Genomic DNA, 18,002 nt, shown 5'->3' on the forward strand with positions numbered 1-18,002 from the left:
TAGGCAAGCGGCTCGTGTAGGAAGGAGGGTGAGAAAGATTTCTTCAGGAATAATAGTTGGAAGCTTAACCTGCACGTGTTCTGCCTACCTTCAAAGGGAGGACAAAAAAATGTAGGTTGCCTGAAACAGGTTACAGCGCCACCTTATACTCTTTCAACACCGGTACAGAGGTAGCCTGTACTTTTTGGCGGTACTGCGCCCAGGAAGTGGAAAAGAAGGTGTTCACCTGGTCAATGGCTTCTTTGGTCAACGTCTCGGCCTGCTCTATCAATTGCGTTTCCGTTGTGGTGACCGGTGCGTTGCGGGACAGGTAAGAACGGGCCTCATTCAGTTTAGACAGCGGGGTTAACTGATTCAATCGGCCGTACCCTTGGCGCGAAAGCGTTTTGCCCTGGATGAACTCACGGTGATTCTTGATGGAGTCCTGCATGGCGCGGGTGGCTTTTTGTAAATCCGCGGACTCTTTGCCGCTGGTCACACGCAGTTGGGCGGTCACGGCTTCGGCGGCCTCAGTAGCTTCCTGCAGACGGTCCAGTGCCTCGGTGAGTTGCTGAGTGCTTTTGTTCAGGCGTTCCTGCAATTGCCGGCGAGCCACCATGTGCTCTTTCTGGTACGGGATGCGCGGGTCTGCTTGCACTGTAAGCAGGGTAGAATCTTTGCTGCTGCCGTAGTGCATCACCACTTTGTATTGGCCCGGCATCACCTGACCTCCGGCTGGCTCGCCACCCCGCTGACTACGGTTGCCCCCGGGTTGCCGGATGCCGCGCTCGGTCAAGTTCCAGTTAGTGGTTTGGAAACCTAAGGTAGAATCGGGTTTCTGCCGCAGCGTACGGATGAGTCTGTTCTCAGCATCATAGATGCGAATGATCACCGAATCTGGTTGAGCAGAGGTGCGGGCAGTTGCTGTAGTGGCCGCGTTTTCTTTAGCGGGCATAGCAGTAGGCATGCTCTCACCGGTTTCTTTGTTCACCACCGTAGCCGGCATTTTCTTCTTTGAGGCTGCTTTCCTGGATGGTGCTGGAGTTGGGGTAGAAGCCTTCGGTTTGATGTAATAGCTCAGCGTGGCCCCGGTAGGACGGTTGGTGGCCTGGTACAGGTTATCGGCATCGGAGGCATACCCGGGAGCTGAGGCGTAAGAGGCCAGATACGCTTCTGACGGTTCAAATACCGCCAAAGGTTTGTCCAGGGCTTTACCGCCCGTGGCAGCCAGTTTACGTAACGGACGGATGTTGTCCAGCACGTACACGGCCCGGCCGAAGGTACCAAGGACCAGATCAGCTTCACGCTCCTGAATCACCATATCCATCACGGGTACTGCCGGTAATCCCTGGGTCCACTGGGTCCAGTCTTTGCCTTCGTTGAGACTCACCCACAAGCCGTGTTCAGTGCCGGCAAACATGAGTTTTGGTTCTTTCGGGTCCTGAATGAACGAGAGGGCATAGCCACGTACTTTCTTGTCGTCTACCAGACGCGTCCAGGTTTTGCCATAGTCTACAGTGCGGTAGATGTAGGGGCTGAAGTCCTTCCCAAAGCGGTAATGGTTGGCCACCACAAACGCCTCACCGGCGCGGTGGCGGGAAGCGGTGATCTGCGGAATCCAGGCCTCGGCGGGTAAACCGGGCAGGCGGTCGCGCAGGTTCGTCCAGGTTTTACCGCCGTCTCGGGTAAGCTGCACGTGCCCGTCATCGGTGCCTACCCAAATCACGCCTTTTTCCACGGCGCTAGGGGCCACGGTAAGGATGGTGTTGTGGTTCTCCGCCGAGGTAACATCCAGGCTCAAGCCGCCGCTATCGTGTTGTTTTTGCTGCTCGGGGTTGTTACGGGTAAGATCCGGGGAAATGGTCTGCCAGGTCAGGCCTTCATCAGTGGAATAGTGCAGGTACTGGCTGGCGTAGTACACGGCATCTTTGTTGAAAGGGTCCAGGGCAATGGCGGCGTTCCAGTTGAACCGGAGCTTGGTTTTAAGGTCCGGCGCAATGGGCTTGGAAAACGTGGTTTGCCCCGTTTGCTTGTCATAGCGGGCCAGGTTACCGCCCTGCGACATGGCGTAGCCGTAGCGGGCATCCTCGGGGTCTGGTACTACGTCAAAGCCGTCGCCGCCTAGTACCGTTTGCCAGTAGTAATTGCGCAAGCCACCGCGGGTGAAGGTGTAGGCCGGACCGGTCCAGGAGCCGTTGTCCTGCAGGCCGCCGTACACGTTGTAAGGCACCTCGTTGTCTACGTTGATGTGATAGAATTGCCCCAACGTCAGCATTTCAGGGAAACTCCAGGTCTTTCCCCGGTCTCGGCTGATGGCTACCCCGCCGTCATTACCGTCAATCAGCAGGTTGGGGTTATCAGGGTGAATCCAGAAGGCATGGTGATCGGCGTGCACTGCGTCCATGGAGGCCGTTACCCTGAAGCTTTTGCCGCCGTCTTCGCTCACCGCCACCGGCTGGTAGAGCATGTAAATGCGGTTCTCGTTTTTGGGGTCTACGTAAATCTCGTTGAAGTAGAAGGCTCGGTTGGTCACAATAGAAGGGTCTTCGGTGACCTTCGTCCATTTCTCGCCGCCGTCGTCTGAGCGGTACAGTCCGTTTTTGTTAGCTTCTACCAGGGCGTACATGCGGCTGGGCATGCTGCGGCTCTGCGCCAGGCCTAATCGCCCGAAGTCACCGGCCGGGAGTCCATCGGCAGCACCTTTCTTGCGCCAGGTTTTGCCACCGTCATACGTGATGTACAAGCCAGAACCCGGCCCGCCCGATTTGAAATCCCAGCCGGTACGGCGGTGTTCCCACATGGCTACCACCAGTTTGTTGGGGTTGCTGGCATCCATGAACATTTCGGCCACGCCAGACCGCTCATTGGTGAACAGAACCCGCTCCCAGGTCTGGCCGCCGTTGACTGTTTTGTACAGCCCGCGTTCCGGATGATCTCCGAAAGGCAAACCAATTACCCCGGCGTAGACCACGTCTGGGTTACTTGGGTCAATAGCGATGCGGTGGATGTTGAAGGTCTTGTCCAGGCCCATTTGTTTCCAGGTGCGGCCGCCGTCCAGGCTTTTGTAAATGCCGTTGCCCATGTTCACTGAGTTGCGCGGATTGCCCTCGCCAGTGCCCACCCATACCACGTTGGGGTTGCTCTGCTGAATAGCCACCGCGCCTATGTTGATATTGGGCTGCTCATCAAAGATGGGGGTGAAGGTAGTGCCGCCGTTCTCGCTTTTCCAGACGCCGCCCGAGGCCGAGCCTACGTAAATAATCTCGGGGTTGCTGACCACGGCATCAATGGCGGTGATGCGTCCGCTCATAACGCCGGGGCCAATGCTGCGGGCTTTCATCTGCCCGAACTGCGCCATGGGCACCGTTTGCGCCTGCGCCTGCCCTAAGGCCAGCAAAGACAGAAATAAAAGTTTGGGTAAAGTTTTCTTCATAAAGGGTGTTGGTTGTTTGTGTAGGTTGGTTTCAAGTTTCTAAATGTAAGCAAGAAACAGCAGGTTAAGAAAAAGGGGAGAAGCTTGATTTAGGTCTAGTTTCAGGAAATCAGCCTAAAAATGGCTGGCCGGGTTTTACCAGGAAATAAACTGCCCTAGCACATTGAAGCAGGCGAAACCTTAAGGTCATGCCAAACCTGCCTGGAGTCGTTGCCGCAATAAGCCTGTTCTCTTTTTTGCGTATCTTCACAAAACAAACTAGAAACAACCTTGATGAAAAAGCTTTTCTTTTTGCTGGGGCTTATAGGCTTAGCAGGTATAAACCAAGCGGGTGCGCAGGTGTACAAACCACAGGAGCCGCTGGCGCATACCTATTCCATTGTGGCCCGTGACCCTAAAACCGGCGAAATGGCCGTGGCGGTGCAAAGCCATTGGTTCTCGGTGGGCACCTCGGTGAGTTGGGGTGAGGCGGGCGTAGGGGTAGTGGCCACCCAGTCGTTTACCAATAAGTCTTTCGGTCTGCGGGGGCTGGCCTTGATGAAGCAGGGCAAATCGGCGGCGGAAACTTTGAAGCTCTTGCTGGCAAATGACCCCGGCCGCGAGGTGCGCCAGGTGGCCATTCTGGACGCCAAAGGCGGCGTGGCTACCCATACCGGTAAAAAGTGCATCATGTACGCCGGGCACATCACGGGCAAAGATTTCTCTGTGCAGGCCAATATGATGCTGAACGATCGGGTATGGCCCGCCATGGCCAAGGCTTTTGAGCAGAATTCTGGACTTCCTTTAGCCGAGCGCATGCTGGCCGTGCTGGATGCCGCCGAAGCCCAGGGCGGTGACATCCGCGGACGGCAGTCTGCTGCGCTGCTGGTGGTACCGGGCAAAAGCAAAAAAGAGCCCTGGAACGAGCGGACGGTTGACCTGCGGGTAGACGACCATGAAACTCCCCTGAGAGAACTGCGTCGCCTGCTGGTGGTGCACCGGGCCTATGAGCACATGAACAACGGTGATCTGGCCGTAGAGAAAAACAACATGGAACTGGCCATGCAGGAGTACAGCGCCGCCGAGCGCCTGCAGCCTAACAACCTGGAGATGCAGTACTGGCATGGCATCACGCTGGCCAACATCGGCAAAGTAGACGAGGCCATCAAAATCCTTGAGCCCGTGTTCAAAGCCGATCAGAACTGGCGTATCCTGACCGAGCGGCTTCCGCCCGTTGGCTTGCTCACCGTTTCTGCGGCAGACTTGAAGCGGATACTGGAGCTGAAGTAAACAGCATAGAACCATTTGTTAAGCCGCTTGCTTCGTTGCTTCTTCTGTTTAAGTGCTCTTTTAAGGAAAATAGGTGCAAACGGCCATTACGGTTCTTTTAGCGTTGTTCAGAATCGACCGCAAACGCCTTTGGAGAAGCACCTCGTTACAGTGTAACGAGGCTACATGACCAGGTAATCTGTAGCGACGTTACACTGTAAGGTCGTTTTGCTATTGTTTTCCCAATCCAGATGCCAAAAGCTCTCCCGTTTCAGCAGCTTTTATTTCGCTTTTAACTGGCTACATCGTAAATAGCCGGTTAGAAAAGCTATATCCTTACAAACAACCAACATGTTTCGCTCTCTTAAGAAAATTACCCTGGCTGCTGCTCTTTGCCTTCCTTTGGCAACCAGCGCGCAGAACCAGGATTCCCTCCACATCAGAAAAATCTATGACCTGGCGCTTACCAAAGGCCAGAGCTATGAGCAACTCCGGTACCTCACCAGTCGCATCGGGGCGCGGTTAAGCGGGTCGCCGCAGGCCGCTGCCGCCGTTGAATGGGCCCGGCAGGAAATGGAAAAAATGGGCCTGGACCGCGTATACCTACAGGAAGTGATGGTGCCCCATTGGGTGCGCGGCGACAAAGAATATGCCGCCATTGTGAACTCTAAAATCACGCCTACCCGCGAGGTGCAGGTGCTGGCGCTAGGCGGCTCAGTGGCCACGCCTGGCAACGGCCTTACCGCCGAGGTGGTGGAGGTAAATGGCATTGAGGAACTCAAGAAACTGGGCAAGAGAAAAGTGCAGGGCAAGATTGTCTTCTTCAACCGGGGCTTTGACCAGACGCACATTATCACCGGTCACGCCTACCGGGGTGCCGTTGACCAGCGCTCCAGCGGACCCTCAGAAGCGGGGCGCTTGGGGGCTGTGGGCGTGGTGGTACGTTCCATGGCCTCCAACAACGATGATTTTCCGCATACCGGCGGCCTGCGCTACGCCGAGGATGCCCCTAAGATCCCGGCCGTGGCCATCAGTACCAAAGGCGCTGATTTGTTGAGCAAATTGCTGAAAGAAGACGAGAAAATGCAGTTCCACCTGCGCATGAACCCGCAGTGGCTACCCGATGTGCTCAGCTACAACGTGATTGGCGAAATCAAAGGCAGTGAGAAACCCGACGAGATCATTGTGGTAGGTGGCCACCTGGACAGTTGGGACATCGGCGAAGGAGCCCATGACGACGGTACCGGCTGCGTGCAGTCTATGGAAGTGCTGCGCCTCATGAAAGAAATGGGCTACAAGCCCAAGCACACCATACGGGCCGTCATGTACATGAACGAAGAGAATGGTCTGCGCGGTGGCACCAAGTACGCCGAGGTTGCCAAAAAGCAAGGCGAGAAACACATTGCCGCCATTGAGTCAGATGCCGGCGGATTTACGCCCCGCGGTTTCGGCATAAGCACTACCACCGAAGCAGCCTTCCAGAAAGCTTTCGCCTGGAGACAACTGCTGGCCCCTTACGGCCTCCACGACATTGACCGCAACGGCGGCGGAGCCGACATCGGACCGCTGAAAGATGACCGGGTGGCGCTCATCGGCTTCCGGCCAGACTCCCAGCGCTACTTTGACATCCACCACACCGCCAACGACACCTTTGACAAAGTAAACCGCCGTGAACTGGAACTGGGCGGCGCCTCCATGGCGGCTCTGGTGTACCTGATTGATAAGTACGGGTTGTAAGATATTCTGCCTTTAGAAGGAAAGCCTGCAACGAGAGTTGCAGGCTTTTTTGATGGGTTTTCAGAAAACAGGGCTAAAACAGAAAGGAAATAAACCAGTTTACATTATTTAATTATGGCGCGGATTTACTTCCGTGACTTACAATTTTAGCAAGTCACAGAAGTAAATCCGCGCCATAGTAGGTCTCCGCTTCTGTCATCTTGGAAAGATCTTGGTTGCGGACGGCAGTAACGCCTAGTAGTCGCTTTCCTAGTTCGCCCACAAGATCCTTTCAGGATGACAAAAGGAATAGTTTGCTTGCTTTAATACTGAATTGAAAGCCTCAGGCGAAAGCTGCAGGCGCTTTTTGATGTGTTTTCCAGAAATATACCCTACAATGCTAAATCTGGCACAAGCGATGAAGGGCTGTTTTATGGAAAAGCAACAGGATCATCATCAAGAGTTGAAAGGCTGTAGAATCATTAATTGGTCACCTATGAAGTATTTGCTAAAACTATTTTTAGTCGCAGTTCTTGTATTTGCAGGAGTGCCTACCAATGCATGTAGCTGTTTGTCTACTAATGAAGAGAACTGGTTGCCAGTTGTTCAAAGGGAATTAAGTTTCTACCCTATAGTTTTTATTGGGGAGGTATTATTCCCCAGCAGCTATGAAGGTAAGTATTCTGTAAGGGTTGTAGATTCGTTTAAAGGCGAAGCCAAGGTTGATGCAATCATGTCTATTAGCACCTCTGGCGGTTGTTCCATGAAGCCAAGCGCAGGTCTAGGTATATTCTATGCCCAGTTAAACAAAGACGGAACGTTAGATATAAGCGAGTGCAGTATTTCAAGAAACTTAAACTTCTTGTCCAAAAATGATCCGCGCATAGTAGTAGAAAGTACTATTGGAAAACCGGTTGATCTGGATGAGGTGAAGGCAGCACGCCAGCCGCTCCTTCTCAAAAACTGGATGAACGAATACATCCTGCTCAACGCATATCGCAACAACCATCTAAAAGCAGAGGAACCTCAAACTAATAATCCAGACTACCTTAGCTACCTAGCGGTTGCGCTTTCGCTGATGGCCGTTTTGGTGGCCTTTTTCCGGAAACAGCGTTAAAACAGAATAGAAGCTACCACCGCATTCACCCGCGGGAAATCTCCCGCAAGAGCCGTACCTTTGCGAGTGCAAAACGGAGTTCGCTTGAAAAAAATCCTCATCATCAGGTTCTCGTCCATTGGCGATATAGTGTTAACAACGCCGGTCATCCGGTGCGTGAAAGAGCAGGTGCCCGGGGCCGAGGTGCATTTCTGTACCAAAGCCGCTTTCCGGAATATCGTGGCCAGCAACCCGTACGTGGACAAGGTGTTTTGCTTGGATAAGTCACTGAAAGACTTATTGCAGCAACTCAAAGCCGAGAACTATGATCTGGTGCTGGACCTGCACAACAACCTGCGCACCCGCATCCTGAAAACGCGTTTAGGTAAACCCAGCCGAAGCTTCAATAAGCTAAATTACCGCAAGTGGCTGTTAGTGAAGTTCAAGATCAACCGCATGCCCGATGTGCACATCGTGGACCGCTACCTGGAAACGGCTTCTCCGCTGGGCGTGATAAACGACGGCAAAGGACTGGATTATTTCATCCCGGAGAAAGACGAAGTTGACCTGAAAACACTGCCAGAAACGCACCAGAATGGTTACTACGCCATAGCCATTGGGGCGCAGCACTATACCAAACGTCTTCCGGTGGACCGTCTCATTGAACTCTGCGAGAAGATCAACGGACCTATCATTCTGTTGGGCGGGAAAGAAGATGCCGAAGTAGGGAAGATGATAGAGATGTATTTCACCTCAGAGCCCTACAAAGGGCAGATTTCCTCCAATCCAGCCAGCCCAAGAACCATCATCTACAACGCCTGCGGAAAGTACAACCTCAACGGTTCCGCCTCCTTGGTACGGCAAGCCCGGGCCGTGTTCAGCCACGACACCGGCCTCATGCACATTGCCGCTGCCTTCCAGAAGAAGATCTACAGCATCTGGGGGAACACGGTGCCCGCCTTCGGGATGTACCCCTACACCCAGGATTATGAGGTAATGGAGGTGAAGAATCTCTACTGCCGGCCCTGCTCCAAGATTGGCTACTCCAAGTGCCCCGAGCGCCATTTCCGCTGCATGCGCGAAATCAACTTCGATTTCCAGTTGCCTGTGCTGGAAGTAAGATAGTAGTCTACGCTACATAGGTTTTTAGCCTGTTTTCCCAGAAAAACGTACAAAACGGCGGACCTATCCTTTTGAGTTATGGCAGCAAAACCCCTTTTGTACGGCGCTGATTGGTGCAAGAAAACCATCGCCATCCAGGACTACTTCAAAACCCATGACGTACCCTACGATTACATCAACGTAGAACAGAGCGATGAAGCCATGCAGACCATCAAAGACATGAACCGCGGCAAAGTCCGGTTCCCCATGGTAGTGGTAGGAGAGCAGGCCCCCATGAAGAACCCTTCTCCCGAAGAATTAGACGCTGCTTTGGCTTAGCATCAGTGATGCCAGACACTAGAGACGGTTCATTGACAACTAAAGGCTGTTGTCTTCTCCTAATCCTTGTGTTTCGTTCTATTTGAGATATACCCCTCGCTCGCCTCTGGCGAGTGTGAGTTACCCAGCGGCCTCTGGCCGCGTTGTAAAAAGGCTTGATGGTAACGTACCTACTAGCGGCGAGACGCCGCCCGGTTTCTCACACTCGCCAGAGGCGAGCGAGGGAATGTTAGAGAATGACTGGAACGTGTTCAAGTCTTATGGCTCACGGCAGTTGCAAACTGCCATCATGGTAGGTCCAAGTCACAGACTTGAACCATGGAAAGGCAATGCGTGCAGGAGACAAGGCAGTGCCTTGTCTCTACGGTTCCACCATCACCGCCACAGCTTCTGCTTCTGCCGCTTTCTCTATTTCCAGTCTTTCGGGCGAGCGCCTTAGCAGGTTCCGGTGCCGCAGGCATTGCGACCGAAAGGGAGCAAAGGAAGCTGGTGCAGCGCGAGCGCGGAAGACGGGGCCCCGCGGCCGTGAGCGCACGAAGGGCAGCTATGAAACAACTAAGCTCATGAGCCATTGGATCAGCGGTCAAATCGCTAGCAACAACAGAATTCCTTCAAATAGAAAAGCGTTTTGAAGCCAACTCTTAAAAATCAGCTCCAAAACGCTTTAAACTAATTCTCAGAAGATACTTCTTGGAAAAGCTTACTTGGTAATCATCTCAAACCCAGTATAAGCATGTAACGCCTTGGGAATGCGGATGCCTTCCAGAGTCTGGTTATTCTCCAGGATAGCGGCTACAATACGCGGCAAGGCCAGGGCACTACCGTTGAGGGTATGCAATAACTGCGGTTTACCACCCTCGGTACGCTGACGCAGTTTCAAGCGGTTGGCTTGGTACGTTTCAAAGTTAGAAACAGAGCTTACCTCCAGCCAGCGGCCCTGGGCGGTAGAATACACTTCCATGTCATAGGTGAGGGCAGAGGTGAAGCCCATGTCGCCGCCGCAGAGGCGCAGTACGCGATAAGGCAGTTCCAGCTTCTGCAGCAGGCCCTGGATGTACTGGCTCATTTCCTCCAGCGCCGCATAAGACTTATCTGGCGACTGAATTTGAACAATCTCTACTTTGTCAAACTGGTGCAGGCGGTTAAGGCCGCGTACATCGGCACCCCAGGAACCGGCTTCGCGGCGGAAGCAGGGCGTGTACCCAACGTTTTTGATGGGCAGTTTGCCATCCGGGATAATCTCATCGCGGTACAGGTTGGTGATAGGTACCTCGGCAGTAGGAATCAGGTACAGGTTGTCGGCGGTGGCGTGGTACATCTGGCCTTCCTTGTCAGGTAACTGGCCGGTGCCATAGCCAGAGGCTTCGTTTACCACAATAGGCGGCTGTACCTCGGTGTAACCGGCTTTCAGGGCTTCCTCTAAAAAGAAGTTGATAAGGGCACGCTGCAAACGGGCTCCCTGACCTTTGTACACGGGGAAACCCGCCCCGGTTATTTTGTTGCCCAGTTCAAAATCAATGATGTCATATTGTTTGATCAGTTCCCAGTGCGGCTGGGCACCCTCGGGCAGGGTAGGGATAGTACCATGCTCCAGCACCACCTCGTTATCCTCGGCAGACCGGCCGGCCGGTACGCTGCTGTGCGGAATATTGGGCAATTTATAGAGTGCCTGCTGTACGGCCTGCTCCAGTTGCTGCACCTCGTCATCCAGAGACTTGGTGCGTTGTTTCAGCTCGGCGGTTTCGGCTTTCAGGGCTTCTGCTTGCTCTTTCTGGCCGTTTTTCATGAGGCCGCCTATTTCTTTGGCCAGGGAATTGGCCCGACCAAGCAGTTCGTCGCGCTCGGTTTGCAGGGAGCGGCGTTTCTGGTCCAGATCCAAGATATATTGTACTTCCTGGGCAGCGTTAGGAAAGTTTCTTTTCTGTAATCCGGCAAGAACAAGATCGGTTTGCTCGCGTAAAACGGGTATCTGTAACATGTTGCGTCTGGTTATGTGTACGCAAAAATAGAATATTTTGAATAGGCTGCGGCAACAGGCACTTTTTTGTAAGAATTTGTGTAACTTTATATATAAAAATTCTCGTATTGCTTGTAAAATAGAACGAGGCTGTCTAACATTGCAGACATTTTCTGAACAACCGCCATCCTGGTTCTTCATTTACTTCTTACACACCAAATTTTTTCCTGTTTTATCCGTCTGCCCGTTGCGCTCTGCAACTGATAAGCATATAAACTGAATTGCTAATTAATTCTTATGTACAACATTGACGAGTTGAAAGATTCTCTTCTTTCAGAGCTCAAAGAAATTGCTGAAAACCTTGGCGTGACCAACTTTAAGAAACTCAGCAAGCAAGATCTGATCTACAAAATCCTTGATCAGCAAGCGATTACCCCTGAAGAAAACCTCCCCAAGAAATATAAAAAAGCGTCCCGGAAGGCAGGCGACGATACAACTGCATTGGTAGCGGAAGCTCCAGAAGTTGCCGTTTCTGAAGCCCCGGCCCCAGTTATTGAAGCTCCTGCACCTGCGCCAGCCCCCGTTCTGGAGGCTCCGGCCCCTGCCCGCCCTGCCAGAACCGCTACAGAACGCCCGGCAAGAGCAGAACGTGCTGCTGCTTCTTCTGTGCGGGAAGAAAGACCACGCGTGCCACGTGCCCCCCGCGGGGAAGACGGCCGCGAGACCAGAGAAGCGCAGCCACGGCCAGAAACGCGCGAAACTCCTGAGAACCGCCCCGCTGAAACCCGTGCCCCGCGTGAGAGAATACAGCAACCGCGTGATTTTCAGCCGCGTGAGCCACGTGAGCAGAGAGATGCCGCTCCGCGTGAAAACCGCGAGCCAAGAGAGCAACGCGAGCCCAGGGAGTTCCAGGCCCGTGAGCCGCGCGAGAATGTAGCCAGAGAGCCCCGCGAGCAGCGTGAACCAAGAGAGAACGTAACCCGCGAACCACGTGAGAATGGAAACCGTGAGCCGCGTGAAAATAATCCAAACTGGCAGAACCGCCGCGATCAGAACCAAAACCAGAATCAGAACCGGCCGCAGCAACAGGCTAACGCCAATAACACCAACTTCAGAGAATTTGACGGCGTTATTGCCAACGAAGGCGTTCTGGAGCTGATGCAAGACGGTTACGGTTTCCTGCGCTCTGCCCATTACCACTACCTGGCCAGCCCAGATGATATCTATGTATCTCCGTCACAGATTAAGTTGTTTGGTCTGAAAACCGGTGATACCGTAAAAGGAACCGTTCGGGCGCCAAAAGAAGGCGAGAAATACTTCGCTCTGCTGAAAGTGGATTCTGTGAACGGCCGTACCACCGAGGAAATCCGCGACCGGATTCCGTTCCAGCATTTAACGCCTCTTTTCCCGGAAGAACGCCTGAAACTGACTACCAAGTCAAGCCAGTATTCTACCCGCATTATGGACCTGTTCGCTCCCATAGGGAAAGGTCAGCGTGGTTTGATCGTGGCTCAGCCTAAAACAGGTAAAACCGTTCTGTTGAAGGAAATTGCCAACGCCATCACTGAGAACCATCCGGAAGTTTACCTGATGATCCTCCTGATTGACGAGCGCCCTGAAGAGGTAACCGACATGGCCCGCAGCGTGAAAGCCGAGGTGATTGCCTCTACGTTTGACGAGCAAGCCGAGCGCCACGTGAAAATTTCCAGCATTGTGCTAGACAAAGCCAAGCGCATGGTAGAGTGCGGACACGATGTGGTAATTCTGTTAGATTCTATCACTCGTCTGGCCCGTGCTTATAACACCGTGGTTCCTTCTTCCGGTAAAATCCTATCGGGTGGGGTGGATGCCAACGCGCTGCACAAGCCTAAGCGTTTCTTCGGGGCGGCCCGTAACGTGGAGAACGGCGGCTCCCTGACCATCATCGCTACTGCCCTGATTGACACTGGGTCTAAAATGGACGAGGTGATCTTTGAAGAATTCAAAGGTACAGGTAACATGGAGCTTCAGCTGGACAGAAAGCTGGCCAACAAGCGCGTGTACCCAGCCATCGATGTTCCGGCTTCCGGTACTCGCCGCGAAGACCTGCTCATGGACCGCGACGAACTCAGCCGCGTTTGGATCCTGCGCAAGTTTATGTCAGACATGAACTCGGTAGAAGCCATGGAGTTCCTGAAAGACCGCATGAAAGGAACCAAAGACAACGAAGAGTTCCTGATCTCCATGAATGGCTAATTTTAGACGTTAGATTTTAGAAACTGGACATTAGATTTTCTGATGTCTGGATAAGAGGGCTCTGCAGTTTCCTGCGGAGCCCTCTCGTTTTTAGCCTCTTTTTCAGATTTCAGGCCTGAATCATGTGAAATCTTACCGGCGCGAGACTGTAGTCTCGTGACAAGGGATGAGGCGAGTCTCCAGGCTCGCTGGGAGCCATGAGCCGGGAAAAAGTGCATTATTTGCAATGCGCAGGCTCGCTGCGGGGCAGCGAGGGTAGTCAGGAGACTACCCGGCATCTGTAGGCACGAGTCAGAGACTCGCGCCAGCGTATGGGGTGGATTAAAATATTTTGGTACAACAATCAACAATCAACAATCAACAATCAACAATCCCTCAGATTACCCCCCGAAACTGCCGTAGCGCACTACTTTCTTTTGTTCAGGGTCGTAGACCAGCAGCCTTCCGTCTTCTTTGCCCAGTAAGTACTTGAACCCAATGGAGTTTGGATTGGACTGGATCCTGCGCCAGGTGGTTTCGTTCACGAAGGAGGTCTGGGCCGGGGAGTTAGGTGCAATGGCGGGAGAAACGAAGTCTGTAGGCTGTACAAACTCTTCCATGCGTTTCACAATGTAAGCCTCGCGGTCTGAGGTGGAAGCCGGAGATGCCCTCATTTCATACACCATGCTGGCCTCCAAATCAGCGGCGCTGAAATTCTCCTCGTAGATTTTGTGGCCCTCATAGGTGGTGATGGTGAACTGAACCTGACCTCCGGTTATAGAGTCGCCGTGAAGGGCCAGCCGGAAATAATCTGGCCTGTTCTCAGAGGAGAACATGTGGGTCCGTTGCACAATGTGCTGCACCTCTTTTCGGTCGTCAAATCGTTGATTTTTTGCCGAGCTGGCGCTGTTTTCTGGGATTGCAGGGGTGTTCTCCTTTGAAGAAGACTGGCAGCTGAACATAAACGCCAACGCTACCCACCAATATGTTTTTGCCATGTTTTCAGGGAAATAGCCCAAAATCGGTGTACGTGTGGCGTAGTGGTTAGTTCCCGTTGTTTGCCTGCCAGAAGTGCCAAAGTAAAATCAGCCCGAACGCGAAGCTCATGCTCAGGGAAGAGACTTTGTTCATGCGCATGGTGTTCTCAAAGTTGGCCGCCGCCGCGTTTTGCCGCACCTTCAGGAGCCACCGGGTGAAAACCAGCAGTACGGGAGTTGTGCCTACCAGAAACAGCAGGAAGTGCAAGGTTTCGTTTCTGAGCCAATAGGTGTAGAACAAAACCGCTGTGGCCAGTAGTAAACTGCAGGCCGCAAACAGGAAAGTGCCCCACAAACCCAGCATCAGACTGATGGTGCGGTCGCCGCGACGGGCATCTTCTTCGTGCTGGTACACCTGGGTGAGCGGGTAAGAACCGCACAGAAACAATGAGCTAACCAGTGCCAACAGCAGGTTGGTTTGGCTTAAAATGAGATCATCTGTCACGCCCATGCCTACCTGCACCATCACAAAGGTGAAGGCACCCTGAAAAATCACTACCACCAGCGTGCTGAGAATAGGGTATTTCTTGAGCCGGATTCCTTTATAGCTGTAGGCTTTGGACACCAGCAGATACACCAACACCATCAGAGTAAATTGCCAGGAGAGGAGCAAGGCCAGCAATACAGAAAGCACGTCAAACACCAGCACTAGCCAGTAAAGGCTCTCGGTTACTTTGGGTGGGTGTTTGAGGCCGCCAATGCTGCCTTCGTCCCGGTCATAATAGGAATTGTAGCCATTGCTGGCCGGGTACACCAACAGGTGCAGAATAAGGAACACCGCCGCGGCTTTCCAACCGCTCACTTCCGGCGCCGCGCTGAGGGCGAACCAGAAAATGGGCATCAGGAACAACGAAAACGGAATGCGGAGCAGGCGCCAGGCATCGGACCAGGAGGAATTCATGGCTTGTGGGTTACGAAGGATATCCAACTAAATACAATACTCCGTTGCCGCTCCAGTGTTTGGCCCGCCCAATATGCCAGGTGTAGTGCGGCGCGTTAAGGTCTGCCACCATGGCTTTCATGTGTTCTGGAGTGTACAGGCGCAGCAAAGAAACCGTACCGTCCCAAACCGTGCCGAGGGGGATGAGGGGAACCAAATAGGTGAAAAACAGCCTGCTCCACTTAAACGGCCTTATGAACGGGGTAATGAGCAGAATGAGCCAGGGAAAAACCAACCAGACCAGCAGCAGTTCATACCAGTTTTTACCGGCCCCTTCAAACACCCCAATGCCCTGGTTCTGGCGCACGGCATCGGCTAGGATGTCTTGGGCGGTTTTTGGCCTGAAATGGTGAAACGCCGAGAAAACCGTTCTAAACCCGGTTAGCGTGGGAGGTACCGCCGTGGCGTCCACAGAAGTGGGTTCAAACGTGAGGGCTCCGTGGCTTTGTTGCGCCAGGAACCGGTACGCCTCTACGTTGGGGAACTTGTCTGTGAGCGTGATGGAAAACTGTTTTCCGGCTTGTTTCTCCAGTTCTTCCCAAACCTGCAAAATGCCGCCGCCACCACCAGAGCAAAGATCCACCAGGTGGGTTTGCCGGGTATGGGCCAGGGCTTGGTGCAACAGGGGCACAATGTATTTGTACACTCCCAACAGGGTGATCATGAACCGAAGCACATCCATCATGCCTTCCCGCACCACGTGCGGAAACCAGGATTGGTCTTCCAGTTCAAACAGTTGCCAGCGAAATCTCAAGGTTTCTAGAGGTTTGGGTGCACGGGTTAATGTTACGCTTTTGAAATGTCAGGCGCAAATGAATTTCTGCCCGGTGCAGGGTACTGTAAAGGTGAAAAAAGAGCCCGCACAAAAACTTGTGCGGGCTTGTAAAAGAAAGGAGTGGTTGTCTTTACTCGGCTTTGAGGGTAAGCGTAGACCCGTCTGGGGCCTGAAGTTTCATGTTGTCGTCGGTCAGTTCGGCTACTTGGAAGTTCTCGCTCACGTTGTTGCCCTGGTAAGTGAGGCTCAGGTTTTTATTGGCCGCATCATAGGTCCAGGTTCCGTTGGCCGACTGGCTTTCTGAGGTCTGCGTGAAGTTGCCGTTGGCAAAAAACTGAATCTGCTCCTGTTTCTCTGCTGAGGTGAGTTTGTCTTTGTCGCCGGAGGCAGTGGTTTCTTTGCTGGCTTTCCAGATTTTGCTGTTCTGGCCAGAAATCATCTGGGCGTTTCCACCCCCTTCAGACTTTTTGCTGCAGCTAAAAGAAAAGGCGCTCAGCCAAACCATACACAGGATTGTGAGCAACCGATAAGCAGGAAGTGCAATTTTCATTTTCATAGTTTTTGGGTTTTGGTTCAGGTCTATAGGTATTTGCCGAGGGGCAAACCCGTTTTTCATACGTTGCTTTTTCTACACAGTTCTACAAAAAGAAACAAACCTATCTGGTAAGCACCCGTAATAATTACACTGAATGCCAATGGTATACACTGCAACGAATTATACTACCACGTAAAAAATACAACTATGGGATTATTTGATTTCTTAAAAAAAGGCGAGGAGAAGCCGGTTCAGAAACCAGCTCCGCAACCTGCCGCCAAACCCGTGGCGCAACCCGCCGCCGCCGCACCCCAACCTGCCGCTGCCCCGGCGCAGCCCGCTTTTGATACCTACACCGTGAAGAGCGGCGACTCACTTTCTAAAATCGCCAAGAACTTCTACGGAGATGCCCAGCAGTGGCACAAAATACACCAGGCTAACCTTGACAAGATCAAGAACCCAGATCTGATTGAAGTGGGTTGGCAACTGAAGATTCCAAAGGCTTAAGTAACCTCATTAGGTTTGTTTGTAGAGAGAAAAGAGTCTGGGCTGGAGTCCAGGCTCTTTTTCGTTTAGGGTCTTTTTTCTGGAAAAGGGCGCTAAAACAGAAAAGGTAACCATGTAGGTTACCTTTCCTGTTTTTCTTACAATACGTCTCCGCCAAGTTTAAAGCGGGTGCTGCTCCAAATATCTGGCTACGGCGGGGCAGGAGGCCCGCACCTGGTAGCCTTTGGAGGTGGCGTAGTCAATTCCGTGCTTAATCAGTTTGTTGGCGTAGCCTTTTCCGCGGTGTTCCTCTTCAATAAAGGTATGCTGAAAGTCCATGACTTCCGGTTCAGGCAGCCCGTAAGCCAACTCACCAATATCTTCTTGCTCCAACAGGGCAGTAAACTGCTGGGCTTCCTCGTCGTGGCGGATGTCTAGATTCATCGTATTTGTCTTTAGTGGTGCAGCCTTACTAGTAGAGGCCAATAGTAATACTGCTCCCTCTCTAAAAGGTTGAATCCATTAACTTTCCAACGGTAGAAATGGTAGAATCTTCCTGGGCTTTGAGGTACTCGGCAATGCGCTGCCGTTCTTCCAAGGCTTTGTTCTGGCTCAGTTTCTCTTTGCCCTGCAACTCGGTTACCTCAATCTCAAACGCGACAATGCCACGGGTTAACCCGGTTTTAAAGGCATCGGGTAACTGGTGCCACTGCGCTTTATAGGCAGGCTCATAGGCGTCTATCATTTTCTCCAGCAGGGCCTGTGCCTGGTTTAGCGGTTCTACTAAGGTCAGGTGGCCATAGGCATGCACGGCGGTATAGTTCCAGGTGGGCACATTCTGCAATTTGTTGTAGTGCGAAGGTGAAATGTAGGCGTGCGGCTCCTGGAAAATCACCAGCACCTGCTGCGTTTGCGCTTCCTTCCACTGCGAGTTGGCCCGGGCCATGTGCGACAACAGGAAGATTTTTCCGTCCCTTTCTTCGGTGACAAACGGCAAATGCGTGCCAAAAGGCCTGTTCTCCTGTACACTTACAAGGGTGGCAAAGCTGTATTCCCGCATAAAGGCCAGTAGTTTTTCCTGGTCTTTCTGATGGTAGTGCGCCGGAATGTACATAAAGCGTGAGTGGTATTTAGTGGTTGAATGTT

The 18,002-nt window shown here is 52.7% G+C and carries 15 protein-coding genes; 7 read left to right on the forward strand and 8 right to left on the reverse strand.

Going from position 1 to position 18,002, the window contains the following annotated elements; translation table 11 throughout:
- Window positions 1–130: 130 nt before the first annotated feature.
- Window positions 131–3,412 (reverse strand): VPS10 domain-containing protein, encoded by a 3,282-nt coding sequence (locus tag JT719_RS20215; RefSeq protein WP_207435569.1) that lies wholly within the window; start codon window positions 3,410–3,412, stop codon window positions 131–133.
- Window positions 3,413–3,685: 273 nt separating this feature from the next.
- Between JT719_RS20215 and JT719_RS20220 the strand changes: the two genes are divergently transcribed.
- From JT719_RS20220 to JT719_RS20240, 5 genes are all read left to right on the forward strand, one after another.
- Complete coding sequence (locus JT719_RS20220; RefSeq protein WP_207435570.1) at window positions 3,686–4,681, forward strand: DUF1028 domain-containing protein; 996 nt, start codon at window positions 3,686–3,688, stop codon at window positions 4,679–4,681.
- Between the two features lie 330 nt (window positions 4,682–5,011).
- On the forward strand, window positions 5,012–6,397 hold the full coding sequence (locus JT719_RS20225; RefSeq protein WP_207435571.1) for a M28 family peptidase: 1,386 nt from the start codon (window positions 5,012–5,014) through the stop codon (window positions 6,395–6,397).
- A gap of 412 nt (window positions 6,398–6,809) precedes the next feature.
- Window positions 6,810–7,493 (forward strand): hypothetical protein, encoded by a 684-nt coding sequence (locus JT719_RS20230; protein WP_207435572.1) that lies wholly within the window; start codon window positions 6,810–6,812, stop codon window positions 7,491–7,493.
- A gap of 84 nt (window positions 7,494–7,577) precedes the next feature.
- On the forward strand, window positions 7,578–8,597 hold the full coding sequence (locus JT719_RS20235) for a glycosyltransferase family 9 protein (protein WP_207435573.1): 1,020 nt from the start codon (window positions 7,578–7,580) through the stop codon (window positions 8,595–8,597).
- A gap of 75 nt (window positions 8,598–8,672) precedes the next feature.
- Window positions 8,673–8,912, forward strand: coding sequence for a glutaredoxin family protein (locus JT719_RS20240; RefSeq protein WP_207435574.1), 240 nt, complete (start codon window positions 8,673–8,675; stop codon window positions 8,910–8,912).
- Between the two features lie 700 nt (window positions 8,913–9,612).
- On the opposite strand, the gene serS is transcribed toward JT719_RS20240, so the two are convergent.
- Window positions 9,613–10,890 (reverse strand): serine--tRNA ligase, encoded by a 1,278-nt coding sequence (gene serS, locus JT719_RS20245; protein WP_207435575.1) that lies wholly within the window; start codon window positions 10,888–10,890, stop codon window positions 9,613–9,615.
- A 276-nt stretch (window positions 10,891–11,166) separates the two neighbouring features.
- Here serS and rho point away from each other — a divergent pair, with 276 nt between their 5' ends.
- Window positions 11,167–13,104 (forward strand): transcription termination factor Rho, encoded by a 1,938-nt coding sequence (gene rho / locus JT719_RS20250; protein ID WP_207435576.1) that lies wholly within the window; start codon window positions 11,167–11,169, stop codon window positions 13,102–13,104.
- 380 nt (window positions 13,105–13,484) lie between these two features.
- Here rho and JT719_RS20255 read toward each other — a convergent pair whose 3' ends face one another.
- The 4 genes from JT719_RS20255 to JT719_RS20270 all read right to left on the reverse strand — a co-directional run bounded on the left by JT719_RS20255 (window position 13,485) and on the right by JT719_RS20270 (window position 16,385).
- A complete protein-coding gene (locus tag JT719_RS20255) occupies window positions 13,485–14,081 on the reverse strand; it encodes a hypothetical protein (protein ID WP_207435577.1) in 597 nt (198 codons plus the stop codon).
- Between the two features lie 46 nt (window positions 14,082–14,127).
- Window positions 14,128–15,021: a UbiA family prenyltransferase gene (locus JT719_RS20260; protein ID WP_207435578.1), complete on the reverse strand. Its 894-nt coding sequence runs from the start codon at window positions 15,019–15,021 to the stop codon at window positions 14,128–14,130.
- A 10-nt stretch (window positions 15,022–15,031) separates the two neighbouring features.
- Complete coding sequence (locus JT719_RS20265) at window positions 15,032–15,814, reverse strand: class I SAM-dependent methyltransferase (RefSeq protein WP_207435579.1); 783 nt, start codon at window positions 15,812–15,814, stop codon at window positions 15,032–15,034.
- A gap of 151 nt (window positions 15,815–15,965) precedes the next feature.
- Window positions 15,966–16,385 carry a lipocalin family protein gene (locus JT719_RS20270; RefSeq protein WP_207435580.1) on the reverse strand — a complete coding sequence of 140 codons (420 nt, stop codon included), beginning with the start codon at window positions 16,383–16,385 and terminating at the stop codon, window positions 15,966–15,968.
- 192 nt (window positions 16,386–16,577) lie between these two features.
- On the opposite strand from JT719_RS20270, the gene JT719_RS20275 reads away from it, so the two are divergent.
- Window positions 16,578–16,877, forward strand: coding sequence for a LysM peptidoglycan-binding domain-containing protein (locus tag JT719_RS20275; RefSeq protein WP_207435581.1), 300 nt, complete (start codon window positions 16,578–16,580; stop codon window positions 16,875–16,877).
- Between the two features lie 159 nt (window positions 16,878–17,036).
- On the opposite strand, the gene JT719_RS20280 is transcribed toward JT719_RS20275, so the two are convergent.
- The gene (locus tag JT719_RS20280; protein WP_207435582.1) at window positions 17,037–17,300 is read right to left on the reverse strand and encodes a GNAT family N-acetyltransferase; all 264 of its coding nucleotides are present in this window, start codon (window positions 17,298–17,300) and stop codon (window positions 17,037–17,039) included.
- A 61-nt stretch (window positions 17,301–17,361) separates the two neighbouring features.
- On the reverse strand, window positions 17,362–17,970 hold the full coding sequence (locus tag JT719_RS20285; RefSeq protein ID WP_207435583.1) for an FMN-binding negative transcriptional regulator: 609 nt from the start codon (window positions 17,968–17,970) through the stop codon (window positions 17,362–17,364).
- Window positions 17,971–18,002: the final 32 nt, after the last annotated feature.

It is taken from the genome of Sabulibacter ruber (assembly GCF_017355955.1).
Classification (GTDB): domain Bacteria; phylum Bacteroidota; class Bacteroidia; order Cytophagales; family Hymenobacteraceae; genus Nibribacter; species Nibribacter ruber_A.

Coding starts and splice junctions, on each gene's coding strand:
- JT719_RS20240 (WP_207435574.1), top strand. CDS start 8,673: ATGGCAGCAAAACCCCTTTTGTACGGCGCTGATTGGTGCAAGAAAACC.
- JT719_RS20215 (WP_207435569.1), bottom strand. CDS start 3,412: ATGAAGAAAACTTTACCCAAACTTTTATTTCTGTCTTTGCTGGCCTTA.
- JT719_RS20280 (WP_207435582.1), bottom strand. CDS start 17,300: ATGAATCTAGACATCCGCCACGACGAGGAAGCCCAGCAGTTTACTGCC.
- JT719_RS20285 (WP_207435583.1), bottom strand. CDS start 17,970: ATGTACATTCCGGCGCACTACCATCAGAAAGACCAGGAAAAACTACTG.
- JT719_RS20225 (WP_207435571.1), top strand. CDS start 5,012: ATGTTTCGCTCTCTTAAGAAAATTACCCTGGCTGCTGCTCTTTGCCTT.
- JT719_RS20220 (WP_207435570.1), top strand. CDS start 3,686: ATGAAAAAGCTTTTCTTTTTGCTGGGGCTTATAGGCTTAGCAGGTATA.
- JT719_RS20230 (WP_207435572.1), top strand. CDS start 6,810: ATGGAAAAGCAACAGGATCATCATCAAGAGTTGAAAGGCTGTAGAATC.
- JT719_RS20255 (WP_207435577.1), bottom strand. CDS start 14,081: ATGGCAAAAACATATTGGTGGGTAGCGTTGGCGTTTATGTTCAGCTGC.
- JT719_RS20270 (WP_207435580.1), bottom strand. CDS start 16,385: ATGAAAATTGCACTTCCTGCTTATCGGTTGCTCACAATCCTGTGTATG.
- JT719_RS20260 (WP_207435578.1), bottom strand. CDS start 15,021: ATGAATTCCTCCTGGTCCGATGCCTGGCGCCTGCTCCGCATTCCGTTT.
- serS (WP_207435575.1), bottom strand. CDS start 10,890: ATGTTACAGATACCCGTTTTACGCGAGCAAACCGATCTTGTTCTTGCC.
- rho (WP_207435576.1), top strand. CDS start 11,167: ATGTACAACATTGACGAGTTGAAAGATTCTCTTCTTTCAGAGCTCAAA.
- JT719_RS20275 (WP_207435581.1), top strand. CDS start 16,578: ATGGGATTATTTGATTTCTTAAAAAAAGGCGAGGAGAAGCCGGTTCAG.